The sequence below is a fragment of the Micromonospora sp. LA-10 genome (assembly GCF_051853095.1).
Classification (GTDB): Bacteria; Actinomycetota; Actinomycetes; order Mycobacteriales; family Micromonosporaceae; genus Micromonospora; species Micromonospora echinospora_A.
This window is the reverse complement of the sequence record NZ_CP195710.1, coordinates 1,315,363-1,332,173: the sequence shown is the minus strand read 5'-3', so window position 1 is coordinate 1,332,173 and position 16,811 is coordinate 1,315,363. Positions and strand designations below refer to the sequence as shown.

19 protein-coding genes are annotated in these 16,811 nt (G+C 73.9%); 11 read left to right on the top strand and 8 right to left on the bottom strand.

The features are described 5' to 3' along the window. Positions 1-44 precede the first annotated feature (44 nt). Both ACSDG8_RS06225 and ACSDG8_RS06220 read right to left on the bottom strand, forming a co-directional pair. On the bottom strand, positions 45-332 hold the full coding sequence (locus tag ACSDG8_RS06225; protein WP_210894867.1) for a GNAT family N-acetyltransferase: 288 nt from the start codon (positions 330-332) through the stop codon (positions 45-47). Next, positions 329-1,555 carry a cysteine desulfurase-like protein gene (locus ACSDG8_RS06220; RefSeq protein ID WP_210894866.1) on the bottom strand — a complete coding sequence of 409 codons (1,227 nt, stop codon included), beginning with the start codon at positions 1,553-1,555 and terminating at the stop codon, positions 329-331. Before ACSDG8_RS06220 ends, ACSDG8_RS06225 begins: the two co-directional genes overlap by 4 nt. A 100-nt stretch (positions 1,556-1,655) precedes the next feature. On the opposite strand from ACSDG8_RS06220, the gene ACSDG8_RS06215 reads away from it, so the two are divergent. From ACSDG8_RS06215 to ACSDG8_RS06185, 7 genes are all read left to right on the top strand, one after another. Further along, complete coding sequence (locus ACSDG8_RS06215) at positions 1,656-2,015, top strand: hypothetical protein (protein WP_210894865.1); 360 nt, start codon at positions 1,656-1,658, stop codon at positions 2,013-2,015. Between the two features lie 66 nt (positions 2,016-2,081). Next, entirely contained in the window at positions 2,082-2,903 is an 822-nt protein-coding gene (locus ACSDG8_RS06210) for a DUF1206 domain-containing protein (protein ID WP_210894864.1), read from the top strand. Positions 2,904-2,981: 78 nt separating this feature from the next. Continuing rightward, positions 2,982-4,181 (top strand): mechanosensitive ion channel family protein, encoded by a 1,200-nt coding sequence (locus ACSDG8_RS06205; RefSeq protein WP_210894863.1) that lies wholly within the window; start codon positions 2,982-2,984, stop codon positions 4,179-4,181. A 258-nt stretch (positions 4,182-4,439) separates the two neighbouring features. Then, positions 4,440-4,874, top strand: coding sequence for a phage holin family protein (locus ACSDG8_RS06200; RefSeq protein ID WP_210894862.1), 435 nt, complete (start codon positions 4,440-4,442; stop codon positions 4,872-4,874). After that, positions 4,871-5,212, top strand: coding sequence for a DUF3618 domain-containing protein (locus tag ACSDG8_RS06195; protein ID WP_210894861.1), 342 nt, complete (start codon positions 4,871-4,873; stop codon positions 5,210-5,212). Before ACSDG8_RS06200 ends, ACSDG8_RS06195 begins: the two co-directional genes overlap by 4 nt. Beyond that, positions 5,209-5,481: a DUF4235 domain-containing protein gene (locus tag ACSDG8_RS06190; RefSeq protein ID WP_210894860.1), complete on the top strand. Its 273-nt coding sequence runs from the start codon at positions 5,209-5,211 to the stop codon at positions 5,479-5,481. Before ACSDG8_RS06195 ends, ACSDG8_RS06190 begins: the two co-directional genes overlap by 4 nt. A gap of 288 nt (positions 5,482-5,769) precedes the next feature. Then, positions 5,770-5,973, top strand: a complete 204-nt coding sequence (locus tag ACSDG8_RS06185) for a cold-shock protein (protein ID WP_007075740.1) — start codon at positions 5,770-5,772, stop codon at positions 5,971-5,973. Positions 5,974-6,067: 94 nt separating this feature from the next. Here ACSDG8_RS06185 and ACSDG8_RS06180 read toward each other — a convergent pair whose 3' ends face one another. Then, positions 6,068-6,259 (bottom strand): hypothetical protein, encoded by a 192-nt coding sequence (locus tag ACSDG8_RS06180; RefSeq protein ID WP_210894859.1) that lies wholly within the window; start codon positions 6,257-6,259, stop codon positions 6,068-6,070. An 82-nt stretch (positions 6,260-6,341) separates the two neighbouring features. Next, positions 6,342-7,325, bottom strand: a complete 984-nt coding sequence (locus ACSDG8_RS06175) for an aldo/keto reductase (protein WP_210894858.1) — start codon at positions 7,323-7,325, stop codon at positions 6,342-6,344. Between the two features lie 86 nt (positions 7,326-7,411). Here ACSDG8_RS06175 and ACSDG8_RS06170 point away from each other — a divergent pair, with 86 nt between their 5' ends. Next, positions 7,412-8,203, top strand: a complete 792-nt coding sequence (locus tag ACSDG8_RS06170; protein ID WP_210894857.1) for a trans-aconitate 2-methyltransferase — start codon at positions 7,412-7,414, stop codon at positions 8,201-8,203. Further along, positions 8,200-9,225 carry an adenosine deaminase gene (locus ACSDG8_RS06165; protein WP_210894856.1) on the top strand — a complete coding sequence of 342 codons (1,026 nt, stop codon included), beginning with the start codon at positions 8,200-8,202 and terminating at the stop codon, positions 9,223-9,225. Before ACSDG8_RS06170 ends, ACSDG8_RS06165 begins: the two co-directional genes overlap by 4 nt. Here the strand turns inward: ACSDG8_RS06165 and ACSDG8_RS06160 are convergent. The 3 genes from ACSDG8_RS06160 to ACSDG8_RS06150 form a co-directional block, all read right to left on the bottom strand. After that, positions 9,182-9,457, bottom strand: a complete 276-nt coding sequence (locus ACSDG8_RS06160; RefSeq protein WP_210894855.1) for a hypothetical protein — start codon at positions 9,455-9,457, stop codon at positions 9,182-9,184. The two genes, ACSDG8_RS06165 and ACSDG8_RS06160, sit on opposite strands and share 44 nt — an antisense overlap. A 225-nt stretch (positions 9,458-9,682) precedes the next feature. Then, on the bottom strand, positions 9,683-11,071 hold the full coding sequence (locus ACSDG8_RS06155) for a HAMP domain-containing sensor histidine kinase (protein WP_210894854.1): 1,389 nt from the start codon (positions 11,069-11,071) through the stop codon (positions 9,683-9,685). Positions 11,072-11,100: 29 nt separating this feature from the next. Then, complete coding sequence (locus ACSDG8_RS06150) at positions 11,101-11,790, bottom strand: response regulator transcription factor (RefSeq protein WP_064448739.1); 690 nt, start codon at positions 11,788-11,790, stop codon at positions 11,101-11,103. Positions 11,791-11,863: 73 nt separating this feature from the next. Here ACSDG8_RS06150 and ACSDG8_RS06145 point away from each other — a divergent pair, with 73 nt between their 5' ends. Next, complete coding sequence (locus ACSDG8_RS06145; RefSeq protein ID WP_210894853.1) at positions 11,864-12,793, top strand: ADP-ribosylglycohydrolase family protein; 930 nt, start codon at positions 11,864-11,866, stop codon at positions 12,791-12,793. Positions 12,794-13,372: 579 nt separating this feature from the next. Here the strand turns inward: ACSDG8_RS06145 and ACSDG8_RS06140 are convergent. Beyond that, a complete protein-coding gene (locus ACSDG8_RS06140; RefSeq protein WP_247678572.1) occupies positions 13,373-14,563 on the bottom strand; it encodes a YcnI family protein in 1,191 nt (396 codons plus the stop codon). A 203-nt stretch (positions 14,564-14,766) separates the two neighbouring features. Here ACSDG8_RS06140 and thrS point away from each other — a divergent pair, with 203 nt between their 5' ends. Further along, positions 14,767-16,785: a threonine--tRNA ligase gene (gene thrS, locus ACSDG8_RS06135; protein WP_210894852.1), complete on the top strand. Its 2,019-nt coding sequence runs from the start codon at positions 14,767-14,769 to the stop codon at positions 16,783-16,785. Positions 16,786-16,811: the final 26 nt, after the last annotated feature.

The window sequence follows — 16,811 nt, the reverse complement described above, 5'->3', positions numbered from 1 at the left end:
TCCCGGACCGGCCGGGTGGGGAGGTCCCCCGGCCGGCCCGGGCCTCACGACGGGTCGACCACCAGGTCGGCGTACTCGGGGTGGCGCTTGACGAATGCGGCCACGAACGGGCAGCTCGGCACGATCCGGCCGCCCCGGGCGCGGACCTCGTCCAGCGCGCCCCGGACCAGCGCCGCGCCGACGCCCTGACCCTGGAACCGGTCGTCGACCTCGGTGTGGGTGAAGACCAGCACCCCGTCGCCGGGGGTGTACGCGGCGAACCCGGCCAGCGCGTCGTCCACCAGGATCTCGAAGCGCCGCTTGGCGGGGTTGTCCTCGACCTGAAAGCTCACCGGGCCATTCTCCCTTCGGGGCCGGCCAGCCGGTCCAGTTCGGCCAGCAGCCGGTCCACCTCCTCGACGGTGTTGTAGTGGTAGACGCTGGCCCGGACCGCGCCGCCGTCCGCGCGCAGGCCCATGGTGCGGAAGTACTCGTAGGCGTAGTAGTCGCCGTGCGACAGGCACAGGCCCGCCTCGCCCAACGCCGCCGCCGTGTCGGCCGGGGACCGGCTGGCCACCCGGAACGACACAGTGGGGCAGCGCCGGGCCGGCGCCCCGTAGACGGTCACGAACGACCGGCCGGTCAGCCCGGCGAGCAGCCGGTCGAAGACCGCCTCCTCGTGCGCCTGCGCGGCGGCCAGCCCGGCGCGTACCCGTTCCCGGCGGTCGCCGGTCGCGGCCGGATCCAGTCCGGCCAGGTGGTCCACGGCGGCGGTCACCCCGGCCAGCAGCGGGAAGCTCGGCGTGCCGTACTCGAACCGGTCCGGGACCGCGTCGGCGGAGGGGATCAGCTTCGCCGGGCGCAGCTGCTCCCACCGCGCCGGGTCGGCGGCCATCGCCGCCAGGTGCGGCCCGGACCACTTGTACGCGCTGGTCACCAGGAAGTCGGCGCCGAGCGTGGCCAGATCGGTCGGGCCGTGCGGCACCGCGTGCACACCGTCGACGCAGACCAGCGCGCCGGCCGCGTGCGCTGTCTTGGCGATCGCCGCCACGTCCGGCACCGTGCCGATCGCGTTGCTGCCGGCGGTCACCGCGACCAGCCGGGTGCGCTCGGTGACCAGGTCGGCGTACTGGCCGGCGGGCAGGTCGCCGGTCACCGGGTCGAACTCGGCCCAGCGCACCGTGGCTCCGGCCGCCTCGGCGGCCTGCACCCAGGGCCGGACGTTCGCGTCGTGGTCCAGCCGGGAGACCACCACCTCGTCGCCCGGCCGCCAGCCGGCGCCGAGCGTCCGCGCCAGGGTGTACGTCAGCGCGGTGGCGCTCGGACCGAGCACCACGCCCGACGGCTGCGCGCCGAGCAGGTCGGCGACCGCGGCCCGCGCCCCGGCGACCAGCTCCAGCGCCCGGCGGCCGGGCGCGAAGGCCGTGCTGCGGTTGCCGGTGGCGGCGCGCATGGCGCCGGTCACCGCCTCGATCACGCCGGCGGCGGTCTGGGTGCCCCCGGCGCCGTCGAAGTGCACGAAGCCCTCGCCCAGCGCGGGGTAGGCGGCCCGGACCCGGGCGACGTCGAAAGCCATTCCGGCACCCTAGCGCGCACCCCGCGGAGCCCGCCCGGCGTGGCCGTCGCGGGCCCGGCGCACGACGGCGCGGTGGCGGATGCCGCCTATCCTTGGGCGGGTGACGATCCGACGCGCCACCTCCGCCCCCGCCCGCCGCGCCGCCGGTCTGCTCGCCGGGCTCGCCCTCGGCGCCGCACTGCTCGCCGGATGCAGCTCCGAGGGCGCCGAGACCGACTGCGGCCTCGACGCCTGCACGATCACCTTCGACCGTGGCGTGGAGGCCAGCGCCCGCATCCTCGGTGTCGAGGCGAAGCTGGTCAGCGCCCAGGGCGACCAGGTCACCGTCGAGGTCGCCGGGGAACAGCTCTCCCTGACCGTCGGCCAGCAGGCCACCGAGGTCGCCGGCTTCCAGGTCAGCCTGGACAGCGTCACCGACCAGCAGGTGGTGCTGCGGGTGGCCCGCGACCTCGCCGGCTGATCCGTTTCGGCCGCTCCCGGCGGGTGGGGACGTTTGGAAAATCGCCCGCCGGGAGATTGAGGGCTCATGTCTCTCACCCGGAATGCCGGAGCCACCGCCGCCCAGGCTCGAAACAGCCGGTGGCTCGAACTGTTGACCCGTGCCGGATTCATCGGATACGGGGTCGTGCACCTTCTCCTCGCCTGGCTGGCGCTGCAGATCGCCTTCGGTAAGTCCGGCGAGGAGGGCAACCAGAACGGTGCGCTGCGCACGCTCGGCGAACAGCCGCTGGGCAAGTTCCTCCTGATCGCGATGGCCATCGGGCTGTTCGCCATGGCGATCTGGCAGGCCTTCGAGGCGATCTCCGGGCACGTGTCCCGGACCGGCAAGGAACGACTGTTCGAACGGATCGCCTCGGCGGTCCGGGTCGTCGTCTTCGTCTGGCTGGGCTGGACCGCGATCAAGGTCTTCCAGGACGCCAGCTCCAACGCCTCGGACCAGCAGCAGCAGTTCTCCGAGAAGCTGATGTCCTCCGACGGCGGCCGGTGGCTGGTCGGGCTGGCCGGGCTGGCGCTCGCCGCGCTCGGCGTCGGCATGGTGATCTACGGTCTGAAGAAGAAGTTCGAGCGCAACCTCAAGACCGGCGAGATGAGCCCGAAGACCCGCCAGCTCACCCGCCGTCTCGGCATGGCCGGGTACGCCTCCCGGGGCACCGTGTTCGCCATCGCCGGTGTGCTCGTCGTGGTCGCCGCGGTGAACTACGACCCGGAGAAGGCGCGTGGCCTGGACGCCGCGCTGCGGACGCTGCGCGACCAGTCGTACGGGCCGTGGCTGCTGGCGCTTATGGCGCTCGGCATCGCCGCGTTCGGCGTCTACTGCTTCTTCCAGTCCCGGTACCGCAAGGTCTGATCCTGGTCGATACCCGGGCCGCCGGGCACCATTGGGCCTTTGCGCCCGATTCCGCCCGGTCGGAGGGAGAGAGAGTTAGTGCAGAGTTACGTCGTGACCATCGCCGCCGCGCTCGCCGCGGCGGCGATCGCGTTGGTGCTGGCCCAGGTGGTGCACCGGGTCACCCGCCGGCTGGGCCGCCGCTCGCTGCTGATGACCGAGCTGACCGAGCACTCGCACCGCGCGTTCCAGGTGGCCGTCACAGTGGTCGCGGTGCAGATCGCGGTGCGGTTCACCACCCTGTACGCGGTCGGCAGCCCGTGGCGGCAGTTCGTCCTGCACACGCTCGTGCTGGCGATGATCGCCGCCACCGCCTGGCTGGTGGCCTCGCTGCTGGTGGTGGCGGAGGACACCGCACTGGCCCGGTTCCGGGTGGACGTGCCGAACAACCGGCACGCCCGCCGGGTGCGTACCCAGGTGGTGCTGCTGCGCCGGCTGACCATCGCGGTGATCGTGATCCTCACCGTCGGCGTCATGCTGATGACGTTCCCGGCCGTACGTGGCGTCGGCGCCGGTGTGCTGACCTCGGCCGGTGTGATCGCCGCGGTCGCCGCGCTGGCCGCGCAGAGCCTGCTCGGCAACGTCTTCGCCGGTCTCCAGCTCGCGTTCAGCGACGCGGTGCGGCTCGACGACGTGGTGGTGGTCGAGGGGGAGTGGGGCCGGATCGAGGAGCTGACGCTCAGCTACGTGGTGGTGCAGGTCTGGGACGACCGCCGGCTGATCCTGCCCACCTCGTACTTCACCAGCCGGCCGTTCCAGAACTGGACCCGTACCGAGGCGGCGGTGCTCGGCACCGCCGAGTTCGACCTGGACTGGGCCATCCCGGTGCAGGCGATGCGGGAGGAGCTGCGCCGCCTGTGCGAGGGCACCGAGCTGTGGGACGGGCGGGTCTGCGTGCTGCAGGTGACCGACGCGACCGGCGGCATGGTCAAGGTCCGCGCGCTGGTCAGCGCCTCCGACGCGGGCAGCCTGTGGGACCTGCGCTGCCTGGTCCGCGAGCACCTGGTGACCTGGGTACGCGACCAGCGCCCGACCGCCCTGCCCCGGCTGCGCGCCGAGGTGGGCGACGCCGCCGGTCCGCTGCCCTGGCAGGCGGGGCAGCCGCGCCGCCCGGTCCGCCGCCCGGCCGGCAACGAGGCGCCCGACGACGCGCGGGTCTTCGGCGGCAGCGACGACGGCGAGGCCCGCAGCGAGGTGTTCGTGGGCAGCCGGGAGGAGCATGCCGAGGCGCGTCGCTGACCGCGTACCCCCGATCGGAGCCCTCGGCCGCCTGCCGGCGCCGAGGGCTCCCCGCGTGCGGGGGTGGAGCTTTCGGGGAGTTTCGGGCCGGGCGGGTTTGCCCGGCCCGTTGCGGGGGACGTGGTGCGCACGCCCCGGATCCGGCGCTCGCGGCACCGGGTTCCGGCGGCGCGCGGCCGGGCGGACCGGCCGCGCCGCGCAGGATTGACGGGCGGCGACTCCGGGCATACAGCGCGGTGATGACGAAAGGAGGACAGCATGGCTGACGTCGCGAGTCGCAGCACGTCCCGGACCGGGAACGAGCCGTCCACCGCGGAACTGGTTCAGCGCGCCACCGAGCAGGTCACCCGTCTGGTACGGGACGAGCTGGCGCTGGCCCGCGCGGAACTGACCCAGAAGGGCAAGCACGCCGGGATCGGGATCGGTCTGTTCGGCGGCGGCGGGGTGATGGCGCTCTACGGCGCCGGCGCCCTGGTCGCCACAGTGATCCTGCTGCTGGCGCTCGTCATGCCGGCATGGCTGGCGGCCCTGATCGTGGCGGTGGCGTTGTTCCTGCTCGCCGGGATCCTGGCGCTGGTGGGCAAGAAGCAGGTCAGCCGTGCCGTCCCGCCGGTGCCCCAGGCGGCCGTCCGCAGCGTGCGGGCGGACGTCGAGACGGTCACCGCCGCGGTGAAGGACGGGAGGCGGGCATGACCGGCAACGGAACCGGGGACGTGGCGGCGCTCCGGGAGGAGATCCGCCGGACCCGGGTGGAACTCGGTGAGACGATGGAGCTGCTCGCGGCCAGGGCCGACCCGAAGGCGCTGGTGCGGCACTCCGCCGAGCAGGCGAAGGCGCGGATGCGCGAGCAGGCGTCGGTGACCGCGGCCCGGGTGCGCGGTCGCGCGGCGGAGCGGGCCCGGCTGGTCCGGGCGCAGGCGTACGAGAAGGGTGAGGCGGTCGGGCGCAATCCGTTGCCGTGGGCGGCCATCGCGGCCGGCGCCCTGGTGACAGTGGTGGTGCTGGCGATCGTCCGAGGGAGGCGCAGGTGAGCGGGAAGATCGGCAAGGCGGCGTACAAGCCGGTGGGGGTGCTGCTCGGCCTGGCCGCCGGTACCGTCGCCGGCATGATCTTCCGCCAGGTCTGGAAGTTGACGGCGGGCGACGGCGAGGCGCCGAGCGCCACCGACGAGGAGCGCCGCTGGGGCGAGGTGCTCGCCGCCGCGGCCCTGCAGGGGGCGATCTTCTCGGTGGTGCGGGCCGCCGTCGACAGGGGAGGCGCGGTCGGCGTACGCCGGCTCACCGGTCGCTGGCCGGACTGAGAAAAAGGCCGGAAAGGCCCCTTTCCCGAGCGCGGGAAGGGGGCCTTTCGCATGGCTGCGGCGGGGCCGCGCAGCGGCGTCGGCGCGACCTTCAGGTCACATGTCGGAGAATTTCCTCCGCTAGGGCTGTGCGAGTTTTTGCGTACGTGGTTTGCTGTCTCACGCTGTTGCGAGACGCGTGGGTTGAGCGAAGTCTCCGGTATTGGGGGCCGTCTCAGGCGCCGCTGCTCGAAAACGGCCAATCGGCCGCACGGCGTGCTCGGCCGCCAGTTTTAGAAGGAGATACACATGGCGCAGGGAACCGTGAAGTGGTTCAACGCTGACAAGGGCTTCGGCTTCATCACCGTCGACGGCGGGGGTGCTGACGTGTTCGTCCACTTCTCGGCCATCCAGACCAGCGGCTACCGCACGCTGGAGGAGAACCAGCGGGTGGAGTTCGAGATCGCCCAGGGTCAGAAGGGTCCGCAGGCCGAGCAGGTCCGCCCCATCTGAGCTGACGCAGCGCCGGCCACGCCGGCTGGAGCGTCGTGAAGCCCCGCGTCCCGCACGGGAGGCGGGGCTTCGCCGTGCCCGGCGCCCGCCCGTCTCAGCGGCGCCGGGCCCGCATGCCCCACCACAGCCCGGCGAGTCCGATCAGGATCAGCGCCACGCCCACGTACACCCAGCTCCGCTCGTCGCTCAGGACGCTGCCCTCGACGTACCCGAGCCCGAGCACCGTCCACAGCGCGCCCACCACCAGGGCGAGCAGCCCCAGGGTGAGCCGGAACCAACCCCTCATCGTTCCCCCTCCGACGACGACAGTTCCGCTCCAGCATGCCCGGCGGGGCGGGCGGCCGGCGACGCCGCGCCGGCCGTCCGGCTCACCACCGGTCGTGCACCTGCGGGCGGATCAGCTCGTCGTAGGCGGCCCGCACCGCGGCCAGCTCCACTTCGGTCAGTGCCGGCTGGCCGGCCGCCTCGGCGTTGCGCCGCGCCTGCTCGGGGGAGCGGGCGCCGGGGATCACCACTGTCACGCCGGGCTGGTCGAGGATCCAGCGCAGCGCGAACTGCGCCATCGTGCGGTCGTCGCCGACGAGCGGCGAGAGCCGGCGCACCGCGGCCAGACCCAGGTCGTAGTCGACGCCGGAGAACGTCTCGCCGACGTCGAACGACTCGCCGTGCCGGTTGAACGTGCGGTGGTCGTCGGCCGGGAACGTGGTGTTCTCGTCGTAGCGGCCGGAGAGCAAACCGCTGGCGAGCGGCACGCGGGCGATGATGCCCACCCCGGCGGCAGCGGCGGCGGGCAGCACCCGCTCCAGCGGCTTGTGCCGGACCGCGTTGAGGATGATCTGCACGCTCGCCACACCGGGCCGGGCGATGGCGGTGAGCGCCTGGTCGCAGGTCTCCACGCTGACGCCGTACCCGGCCACGCGACCCTCGGTGACCAGCGTGTCCAGCGCGTCGAAGACCCGGTCGTCGGCGAAGACCGCGGTGGGCGGGCAGTGCAGCTGCACCAGGTCGAGCGTGTCGACGCCGAGGTTGGCCCGGGACCGGTCGGTCCAGGCCCGGAAGTTGTCGAGCGTGTACGCCTCCGGCGTCTGCTCCACCCGGCGGCCCATCTTGGTGGCCACCGTCAGCCCGTGCCCGGGACGGGAACGCAGGAACCGGCCGATCAGCGCCTCGCTGCGGCCGTCGCCGTACACGTCGGCGGTGTCCAGGAAGGTGACGCCGGCGTCGACGGCGGCGGCCAGCACGGCGAGCGCCGCGTCCTCGCTGACCTCGCCCCAGTCCGCGCCGAGCTGCCACGCGCCGAGTCCGATGATGCCGACGTGCCGGCCGAGCCGGTCGAAGCTGCGCTGTTCCACCCGGCCGAGCCTAGTGAGCCGCTTGCCGTGGCGCGCGGCGGGCCGTACGGTCTTTAACAAGACGTACGTACGGTTTGGAGGCTGTCATGTGGGATCCGCGCACCTACCTGCGCTACGGCGACGAGCGCTCCCGGCCCTTCCACGACCTGCTGGCCCGGGTCGGCGCCGAGCACCCGCGTGCTGTGGTCGACCTCGGCTGCGGCCCCGGCACGCTCACCGCGACGCTCGCGCGCCGCTGGCCCGGCAGCCGCGTCACCGGCCTCGACTCGTCGGCGGAAATGATCGCGCGGGCGAACGCCGATGGCGGCCCGGTCGGCTACGCCGTCGCCGACCTGCGCGACTGGCGGCCCGAGCCGGACGTGGACGTGCTGGTCGGCAACGCGGTCCTCCAGTGGGTGCCGGAACATCGCGACCTGCTCCGCCGCTGGGCCGCCGAGCTGCCGGCCGGCGCCTGGCTGGCGTTCCAGGTCCCGGGCAACTTCGACGCGCCCTCACACCGGCTGCTGCGCTCCGTCGCCGCCCAGGAACCGTGGCGCGACGCGCTCGCCGGGAAACTTCGCGAGGCCCCCGTCGACGAGCCGGTCGGCTACGCCACGCTGCTCGCCGACGCCGGCTGCGCGGCCGACACCTGGGAGACTACGTACGTGCACCTGCTGCCCGCCGCCGGCGCCGACCACCCGGTCCTGGCCTGGATGGAGGGCACGGCGCTGCGCCCGGTCCGCGCCGCGCTGGACCCCGCCGGCTGGGACGCCTTCCGCGCCGAGCTGGGGGTACGGCTCGCGCAGGCGTACCCGGTGCGGCAGGGTCTGGTGTACTTCCCGTTCCGCCGGATCTTCATGGTGGCCCGCACCGGCGCCCGCGCAGAGGAGAACTCGTGACCGACCTGCCCACCTTCATCGCCGGACTGCCCAAGGTGGAGCTGCACGTGCACCACGTCGGCTCCGCCTCGCCCCGGATCGTCGCCGAGCTGGCGGCCCGGCACGAGGGGCGCACCCCGGTACCGGCCGACCCGGAGGCGCTCGCCGACTACTTCGCGTTCCGCGACTTCGCCCACTTCATCGAGGTCTACCTCAGCGTCGTGGACCTGATCCGCGACGCCGACGACGTCTGGCTGCTCACCCACGAGGTCGCCCGGGAACTGGCCCGCCAGCAGGTCCGGTACGCCGAGCTGACCGTCACGCCGTACTCGCACGTCAACCGGGGCATCCCCGCGCCGGCGTTCTGCGAGGCGATCGAGGACGCCCGTAAGCGCGCCGAGGCCGACTTCGGCATCGCGCTGCGCTGGTGCTTCGACATCCCCGGCGAGGCCGGCCTGCCCGCCGCCGAGCAGACGCTGCGGATCGCGCTCGACGAGCGGCCCGACGGGCTGATCAGCTTCGGGCTCGGCGGCCCCGAGATCGGCGTGCCCCGGCCGCAGTTCAAGCCCTGGTTCGACCAGGCCCGCGCGGCCGGGCTGCGCTCGGTGCCACACGCCGGCGAGACCACCGGCCCGGAAACGATCTGGGACGCGCTGCGCGACCTGGGCGCCGAGCGGATCGGCCACGGCATCTCCGCCGTGCAGGACCCCGCGCTGCTCACCTACCTGGCGCAGCGGCGGATCCCGCTGGAGATCTCCCCGACCTCCAACGTGCGGACCCGCGCCGTGCCCAGCCTCGACGCGCATCCGCTGCCCCGGATCGTCGAGGCCGGCGTGCCGGTCAGCATCAACTCCGACGACCCGCCGATGTTCGGCACCACCCTCAACGACGAGTACGCGGTGGCCGCCCGGCTGCTGCGACTCGGCCCGGACGGAGTAGCCGCACTGGCCCGCGACGCGGTCGCCGCCGCGTTCCTGGCCCCGGCCGAGCAGGCCCGGATCAACGCCGAGATCGACGCGTACCGGGCGAGCGCGGCACGCTGAGCGGCCGAACGGGCGTCGGTCGCCGGGAACCCCGGGGTGGCCGGCGCCGCGCGGTCAGCATCACCCCGGCCACGGCCAGCGCGGACAGCGCGGCGGCGGGACCGGACGCGGCAGCCGCAGGCCGGACCGGGCCGTGCGCGAGCACCGGGTCCTGCCAGAAGGCGAGCGTGAGGGCGATGCCCAGGCCGATCACGGCGGCCCAGCGGAGCAGACGGCCTACGGTCGGCGTCATGACGGTCACCTCGCCCGGAACGACGGGAGAGCGCGCGACGGGAGCGAGGTGTGGGGGGACCGAACTCCCGTCGCGCGCACCGATCCGCCGGCCGAAAGGTGTTACGGGGCGTCCCGGCCGACGGAACTGATGGGTTCTGTCGGTAATCCTGGCAGTTCACGGCGGTTTCCCGGCCGTCGTTAAACCACCTTTAAGGAGAACTTGCGCCGGCCCACAGCCAGGGCGTCAGCGCGGACGCGGCCAGCGCCGTCCGGCACGCGGCTCACGGGCGTCCCGGGCCATCCGGCCGACCAGCCCGAACCGGTTCACCGGCCGGGGCGCCGCGTCCGGGTCGGCCAGCAGCATCACCACACTGGCCCCGCCCAGCCGGGCCCGGTCGATGCTCACCGAACCGTTCGCCTGCAACGCGACCCGCTTGGCGATGTCCAGCCCGAGCCCGGTGGAACCCTGGTCGCTCTCGCCCCGGCGCAGCGCCCGGTCCGGGTCCGGGATGCCCGGCCCGGCGTCGTCGATCCGGATCGCCACCCAGCCGTCGCGGCGGCTCACCGCCACCTCGAACGCGGTGCCCTGCGGCGTGTACCGGAACACGTTGCCGATCACCGCGTCCAGCGCGGCGGCCAGCTCGGCGCGCGGCACCGGCGCCGGGATGCGCAACTGCGCCCCCACCACCCGGTGCGGCCGGTTCTGGTCCCCGGCCAGCGCCGACCAGAACACCATCCGGTCCCGCACCACCTCGCTGACGTCGCACGACGCCGGGGCGGTCTCCTGACTCACCGCCTTGCGGGTCGTCTTGATCAGCTGGTCGACCTCGCCCTCCAGCGTGACGATCGCCTGCCGGATGCGCCGGATGCCACGCCGCCGGTCCAGCTCCGCCTCGCTGAACGTGCCGATGCTCGTGTCGTCGGACTCCAGCGCCTCCGCGTCCAGCCGCAGCGCGGTCAGCGGCGTACGCAGCCGGTGCGACAGGTCCGCGACCAGCTCGTGCTCGTCGGCACGCAACGCCACCAGCCGTTCCGTCATCCGGTTGAACGCGTGCCCGGCCTCGGCCAGCTCGCGCGGGCCGGTCGGCTCGACCCGCACCCCCAGCTCGCCGTCACCGACCGCGAGCGCCGCCTTGACCAGGTCGCCGGTGGCGTCCACCGCCCGGGCCGCCACCCGGTCGACCACCACCACCGCCGCGCCGACCAGCGCCAGCGCCACCGCGAGCAGCAGCAGCCAACGCCCGCCGCCGTCGTCGAGCACCCCGTCCGGTACGAAGACCTCCACCACGGCGACCCGCTCACCGAGCACCACCGGGTCCAGCCGCAGCACCCCGCCGTCCACCTCGGTCACCACCGAACGCCGCTGCGCGGCGGCGTCGGCCAGCGCTGCCGCGTCGGCCCGGCCGGCGGACTCGTCCGCCCCGATGCCGTGCACGACCGGGCGCAGCGCCGGGTCGTCGCCGGCCGCGGCGGCCACCGCCCGTTCGACAGCCGCCGTATCAGTGCTCACCGCCAGCGCCCCGGTCACCAGCGCGGAGCGGCGCGCGGCGTCGGCCAGCTCCGCCTCCCGGGACCGGTCGGCGAGGGTGAGCCCGAGCGGAATGAGAAAGGCGAGCGCGACGAGGCTGCACATGCCGGCCGTGAGCGCGGCCAGCGACAGCCTCAGTCCGGCGCCACCAGCCGGAATCCGACCCCCCGCACGGTGCGCAGGTAGCGCGGCTTCGCCGCGGACTCGCCCATTTTGCGGCGGAGCCAGTACAGGTGCACGTCGATGGTCTGGTCCTCGCCGACCGATGGCTGCCGCCATACCTCCTCCAAGAGTTCCCGCCGGGACACTACCCGGCCGGGACGCGCGGCGAGATACGCCAGCAGGTCGAATTCCTTACGGGTCAGCGCCAACGGCTCCCCGTCCAGCACCGCGCTGCGCTCACCCACGTCGACCCGCAGGCCGCCGACCGTGTGCACGGCCGGCGCGACGGTACGGCTGGCCCGGCCGGCCCGGCGCAGCACCGTGGTGATCCGGGCGTCCAGATGCGCGCCGGTGAACGGCTTGACCATGTAGTCGTCCGCGCCGGCCCGCAGCAGCCGTACCACCGACTGCTCGTCGTCGCGGGCGGTGGCGATGATGATCGGCACGTCGGTGATGCCGCGCAGCATGCGCAGCGCGTCCGAGCCGTCCAGGTCGGGCAGTCCGAGATCGAGCACCACGAGATCGGGCGTCTCCGCGGCGACCCGGCGCAACGCGTCGAGCGCGGTGCCGACGGCGTGCACCGCGTGCCCCCGGTCGGTGAGCGACCGCAGCATGGCGCCGCGCACGACGTGGTCGTCTTCGACCAGCAGGACGGTTGCCACGTCAGCACCGTACAAGGCGTGGCAAGCCGGTCGCGTTGCGGCGGTCCGGCGAAGCGGGCAAGCTGGGACGGCGATGACGTTCACGCTCTTCCCCGACACCCGCCTCACGCTCGCCCGCGACGCGCTGGCAGGCCTGTCGGTGGGCGACGCCCTCGGCTCCCAGTTCTTCGTCCCCGGCCGGCGCCCCGACGACCTCGCCGCCGGCCGGCTGCCCGCGCCGCCGTGGGAGTGGACCGACGACACCGAGATGGCCTGCTCCGTGGTGGCCGAGCTGGCCGCCGCCGGGCGGATCGACAGGGACCGGCTGGCGCTGGCGTTCGCGCAGCGCTGCGAGCCCTACCGGGGGTACGGGCCGGGCGCCGTGACCGTCCTGCGGCTGATCCGCACCGGTACACCGTGGCCGGTGGCCGCCGCGTCCGCATTCGACGGGCAGGGCTCCTGCGGCAACGGCGCGGCCATGCGCGTCGCGCCGCTCGGCGCCTGGCACGCCGACTCCACCCGGCGCGCCGCCGAGCAGGCCCGCGCCTCGGCCGAGGTGACCCACGCCCACCCGGAGGGCGTCGCCGGCGCGGTGGCGGTCGCGGTGGCCGCCTCGCTCGCCGCCCGCGCCCGCCTCGACGGCGACCGGCCCGAGCCGGCCCGGCTGCTCACCGCCGTCGCCGGGGCGCTCGACCCGGCCGGTGAGGTGCACCGCGGGGTACGCCGGGCCGCCACGCTGCTCGGTCATCCCGCCGCCGAGGTGGCCGACGCGCTCGGCAACGGCTCGCGGGTCACCGCGCAGGACACCGTCCCGTTCACGCTCTGGGTCGCCGCCACGCTGCTGCACGACTATCCCGCCGCGATCCGCGCCTGCGTGGAGGCGGGCGGCGACGTGGACACCACGGCCGCGATCGTGGGCGGGACAGTGGCCGCGTACACCGGAGTGGGCGGGCCCGGCGGCGTGCCGGAGGACTGGCTGGCCGCGCGCGAGCCGCTCCCCGGCTGGGTAACCACCCCCGCCTGACCGTCCGCCCCCTTTGGCCGGCTCTCCCTTGTCGGTTCCGGCTGGGCGCGCGGCCAGTTCGGGGAGGTGGTGGGGTCGGCGGGGGTGGGATGCGGCGACTTCCCCGAGCTGGTGTGGATCACGGTTGGTTCGGACTGGGCGCGTGGCCACTTCGGGGAGGTGGCGGGTCGGCGGGGCGTGATGCCGCGACTTCCCCGAGCTGGTGTGGATCACGGTTGGTTCGGACTGGGCGCGCGGCCAGTTCGGGGAGGTGGTGGGGTCGGCGGGGGTGGGATGCGGCAACTTCCCCGAGCTGGTGTGGATCACGGTCGGTTCCGACCCGGCGTGCGGGCACTTCGGGGAGGTGGTGGGTCGAGGGGTGCGTGATGCCGCCACTTCCCCGAGCTGGTGTGGATCACGGTTGGTTCGGACTGGGCGCGCGGCCACTTCGGGGAGGTGGCGGGGTCGGCGGGGGCGTGATGCCGCCACCTCGCCGAGCTGGTGTGGATCACGGTCGGTTTCGACCGGGCGCGCGCCAGCTCGGGGAGGTGGTGGGGTCGGCGGGGGCCGGATGCAGCCACCTCGGCGATCTGGAGTCGATCATGCGTCCCGGCGTGCACCACCGGCGGGGACGGGTTCGCCTAGCGGGCGCGCGGAGCTGTCCGAATCGGGCGAATCCGGCGCCAGCTCACCGCGGGGCGAGGCGGGTGCCGGGTCACCGCCGGACGAATGCGGTGCCGGGCCGCCGCGGGTCGAGTCCGGCGCCGGGCTGTCGGCGGGCGAATCGGGTGCCGGGCGGCTGCGGGGCAAATCCGGCGCGGGGCCGCTGCGGGGCGGATCGGATGCCGAGGGGTCGTCGGCTGGATTGGGCGTGACGGCTGGCTCGGGGGAGTCGGAGCGGGGGTCCGTGTCCGGGCGCTCGGTGGCGGCGGGCGCGTCGGGGGTAAGGCTGTCGTCAGGGGAGGGGCTGTCGGAGGAAGGGCTGTCGTCGTGCGGCAGGGTCATGGTGTCGCGTCGGCGGCGGCTGAGCAGCCAGCCGATCGCCGCCCCGCCGGCCAGCCCGGCGAGCAGGCCGCCGCCGAGCAGCAGGTCCGCGCTCGGCCCGTCGTCGGCCGCGCCGGCCGCCGGTGCCGCGCCGTTCGGGGCGCCGTTCTGAGCACCGCCCGGAACGCCGCCCTGAGCGCCGCCCGCTGCGCCGTGACCGCCGTGCGCGCCGCCGTTCGTGCCGGGGTCGCCGTTGTGCGTCATGGTGCCCGGCAGCGGCGGCAGCAGTTCGACAGTCGGCGCGGGGTGCTTGCCGCCGGCCGGGTCCGCCCACCGCACGACAGTGCCGTCGGCGTACGTCTGGACCACTGTGAACGTGAGCCGGTCGGTGGCGGGCATCGGACCCATTCCGAGCGGCAACTGGGCCGCTCCGCTGCCGGTGCCGGGCACCCGCAGCCAGGTCACCGCATGGGTCACCTGGTTCAGTTCGGCCGCGTGCATGCCGGGGACCGGCTGGTCCAGGGTGCGGGTGGTGATGGTGGGCGCCCAGTCCGGCACGGACAGCGGGTACACCTCGCCGATCGGGGCGTCCGGGGGCATGGTCAGCTCGATCTTGGTGGTGCGGCTGCCGGGGCGGTCCGCCGGCACCACCACCGACAACTGGATCGCGTCGCCCTGGCGTACCTCGGCGGGTGAGGTCGTGACCGTGACCTCGGCCGCGCTCGCCGCGCCCGGCCAGCTCACCGCTCCGGTGAGTGCGGCGGCCAGCAGCGCCGCCGCCCACCGTCCCTGACGGGTCATCCTCATCGTCGCCCCCATCCATGTCGAACCGGGGCCGGTCCGGCTCCGGCCCCACCTGGTAGTTCGGGCGGCGGGGCGAAAAGGTTCAACGCGGGCCGAACTCATTGCCGGCGGGCAGCGGCGTCGGCGACGGCACGCGCCGGGGCGACCGATAGCATCGCAGGGGCCGGTCACCGGCCGATCCGTACCGTCGACGACTAGGAGTCACCGTGTCCGCACCCCGTACCCCCGTCGTGGCCGACCCCGTCGTCGTCGCCGCCGGGACGACGGCGGCCGACGCAGTGGCCGCGGCCGGCCTGCCGATGAGCGGGCCGAAGGCGATCGTGGTGGTCCGTGATCCGCAGGGCCAGCTGCGCGACCTGGACTGGCGGCCGGCCGAGGAGGTCGCGGTCGAGCCGGTCGCGCTGGACAGCCCGGACGGGCTGAACGTGTTGCGCCACTCCACCGCGCACGTGCTGGCGCAGGCGGTGCAGGACGTCTTCCCGGAGGCGAAGCTCGGCATCGGCCCGCCGATCGAGAACGGCTTCTACTACGACTTCGGCGTCGACAAGCCGTTCCAGCCGGACGACCTGGCCAAGCTCGAGAAGCGCATGCAGGAGATCGTCAAGTCCGGCCAGCGGTTCCGCCGCCGCCGGTTCGCCGACCTGGACGAGGCGCGGGCCGAGCTGGCCGCCGAGCCGTACAAGCTGGAGCTGATCGACGTCAAGGGCGAGGGGCTGGACTCCTCCGAGGTGATGGAGGTGGGCGGCGGCGAGCTGACCATCTACGACAACCTCGCCGCGAACGAGGACAAGGTCTGCTGGTCGGACCTGTGCCGGGGCCCGCACCTGCCGAGCACCCGGCTGATCGGCGCGTTCAAGCTGATGCGCTCGGCCGCCGCGTACTGGCGCGGGTCGGAGAAGAACCCGCAGCTGCAGCGCGTCTACGGCACCGCGTGGCCGACCCGCGACGAGCTCAAGGCGTACCTGAAGCTGTTGGAGGAGGCCGCCCGCCGCGACCACCGCAAGCTCGGCGCGGACCTCGACCTGTTCAGCTTCCCCGACGAGATCGGCTCCGGCCTGCCGGTCTTCCACCCCAAGGGCGGCGTGCTCAAGCGGGTGATGGAGGACTACGTTCGGGCGCGGCACGTCGAGGAGGGCTTCGACTACGTCGGCACGCCGCACATCTCCAAGGAAGGTCTCTTCCACACCTCGGGACACCTGCCCTACTACAAGGACACGATGTTCCCGCCGATGGAGATGGAGGGCAGCGACTACTACCTGAAGGCCATGAACTGCCCGATGCACAACCTGATCTACCGGTCACGCGGGCGGTCCTACCGGCAGCTGCCGCTGCGGCTGTTCGAGTTCGGGACGGTCTACCGGTACGAGAAGTCGGGCGTGATCCACGGCCTGACCCGGGTGCGCGGCTTCACCCAGGACGACTCGCACTCCTACTGCACCCAGGAGCAGGCGCCGTCGGAGATCAAGCACCTGCTCGGCTTCGTGCTGAGCCTGCTGCGCGACTTCGGCATCGACGACTTCTACCTGGAGCTGTCGACCCGCGACGACTCCCGGCCGGACAAGTTCGTCGGCTCCGACTCCGACTGGGCGACCGCCACCGCCGTGCTGGAGCAGTGCGCGCTGGAGACCGGGCTGGAGCTGGTGCCGGACCCGGGCGGCGCGGCGTTCTACGGCCCGAAGATCTCCGTGCAGGCCAAGGACGCCATCGGCCGGACCTGGCAGATGTCGACCATCCAGTACGACTTCAACCAGCCCAAGGGCTTCGGGCTGGAGTACCAGGCGGCCGACGGCACCCGGCAGCAGCCGGTGATGATCCACTGCGCCAAGTTCGGGTCGATCGAGCGGTTCATCGGCGTGCTCACCGAGCACTACGCGGGCGCGTTCCCGGCCTGGCTGGCGCCGGTGCAGGTGGTCGGCATCCCGATCCGCGAGGAGCACGGCGACTACCTGGTCGACTTCGCGGCGACGCTGCGCCGGCAGGGCGTGCGCGCCGAGGTCGACCTGGGCGACGACCGGATGCAGAAGAAGATCCGCAACGCGCAGCAGCAGAAGATCCCGTTCATGGTGATCGCCGGGGACGACGACGTCGCCGCCGGCACCGTCTCGTTCCGCTACCGCGACGGCTCGCAGCGCAACGGCGTACCGATCGACGAGGCGGTCGCGCACGTGCGCGAGGTGGTGGAGTCGCGCACCAACGCCGGCCCCACCGCCACCGCCGCCGAGTAGACGCTTCGCCGACCGCGCCGCCGGGC

What these genes read in the sequence shown, in the direction of transcription:
- ACSDG8_RS06220 (WP_210894866.1), bottom strand. Translation starts at nt 1,555, where the DNA reads ATGGCTTTCGACGTCGCCCGGGTCCGGGCCGCCTACCCCGCGCTGGGC.
- ACSDG8_RS06210 (WP_210894864.1), top strand. Translation starts at nt 2,082, where the DNA reads ATGTCTCTCACCCGGAATGCCGGAGCCACCGCCGCCCAGGCTCGAAAC.
- ACSDG8_RS06200 (WP_210894862.1), top strand. Translation starts at nt 4,440, where the DNA reads ATGGCTGACGTCGCGAGTCGCAGCACGTCCCGGACCGGGAACGAGCCG.
- ACSDG8_RS06195 (WP_210894861.1), top strand. Translation starts at nt 4,871, where the DNA reads ATGACCGGCAACGGAACCGGGGACGTGGCGGCGCTCCGGGAGGAGATC.
- ACSDG8_RS06185 (WP_007075740.1), top strand. Translation starts at nt 5,770, where the DNA reads ATGGCGCAGGGAACCGTGAAGTGGTTCAACGCTGACAAGGGCTTCGGC.
- ACSDG8_RS06180 (WP_210894859.1), bottom strand. Translation starts at nt 6,259, where the DNA reads ATGAGGGGTTGGTTCCGGCTCACCCTGGGGCTGCTCGCCCTGGTGGTG.
- ACSDG8_RS06170 (WP_210894857.1), top strand. Translation starts at nt 7,412, where the DNA reads ATGTGGGATCCGCGCACCTACCTGCGCTACGGCGACGAGCGCTCCCGG.
- ACSDG8_RS06160 (WP_210894855.1), bottom strand. Translation starts at nt 9,457, where the DNA reads ATGACGCCGACCGTAGGCCGTCTGCTCCGCTGGGCCGCCGTGATCGGC.
- ACSDG8_RS06155 (WP_210894854.1), bottom strand. Translation starts at nt 11,071, where the DNA reads ATGTGCAGCCTCGTCGCGCTCGCCTTTCTCATTCCGCTCGGGCTCACC.
- ACSDG8_RS06145 (WP_210894853.1), top strand. Translation starts at nt 11,864, where the DNA reads ATGACGTTCACGCTCTTCCCCGACACCCGCCTCACGCTCGCCCGCGAC.
- ACSDG8_RS06140 (WP_247678572.1), bottom strand. Translation starts at nt 14,563, where the DNA reads ATGAGGATGACCCGTCAGGGACGGTGGGCGGCGGCGCTGCTGGCCGCC.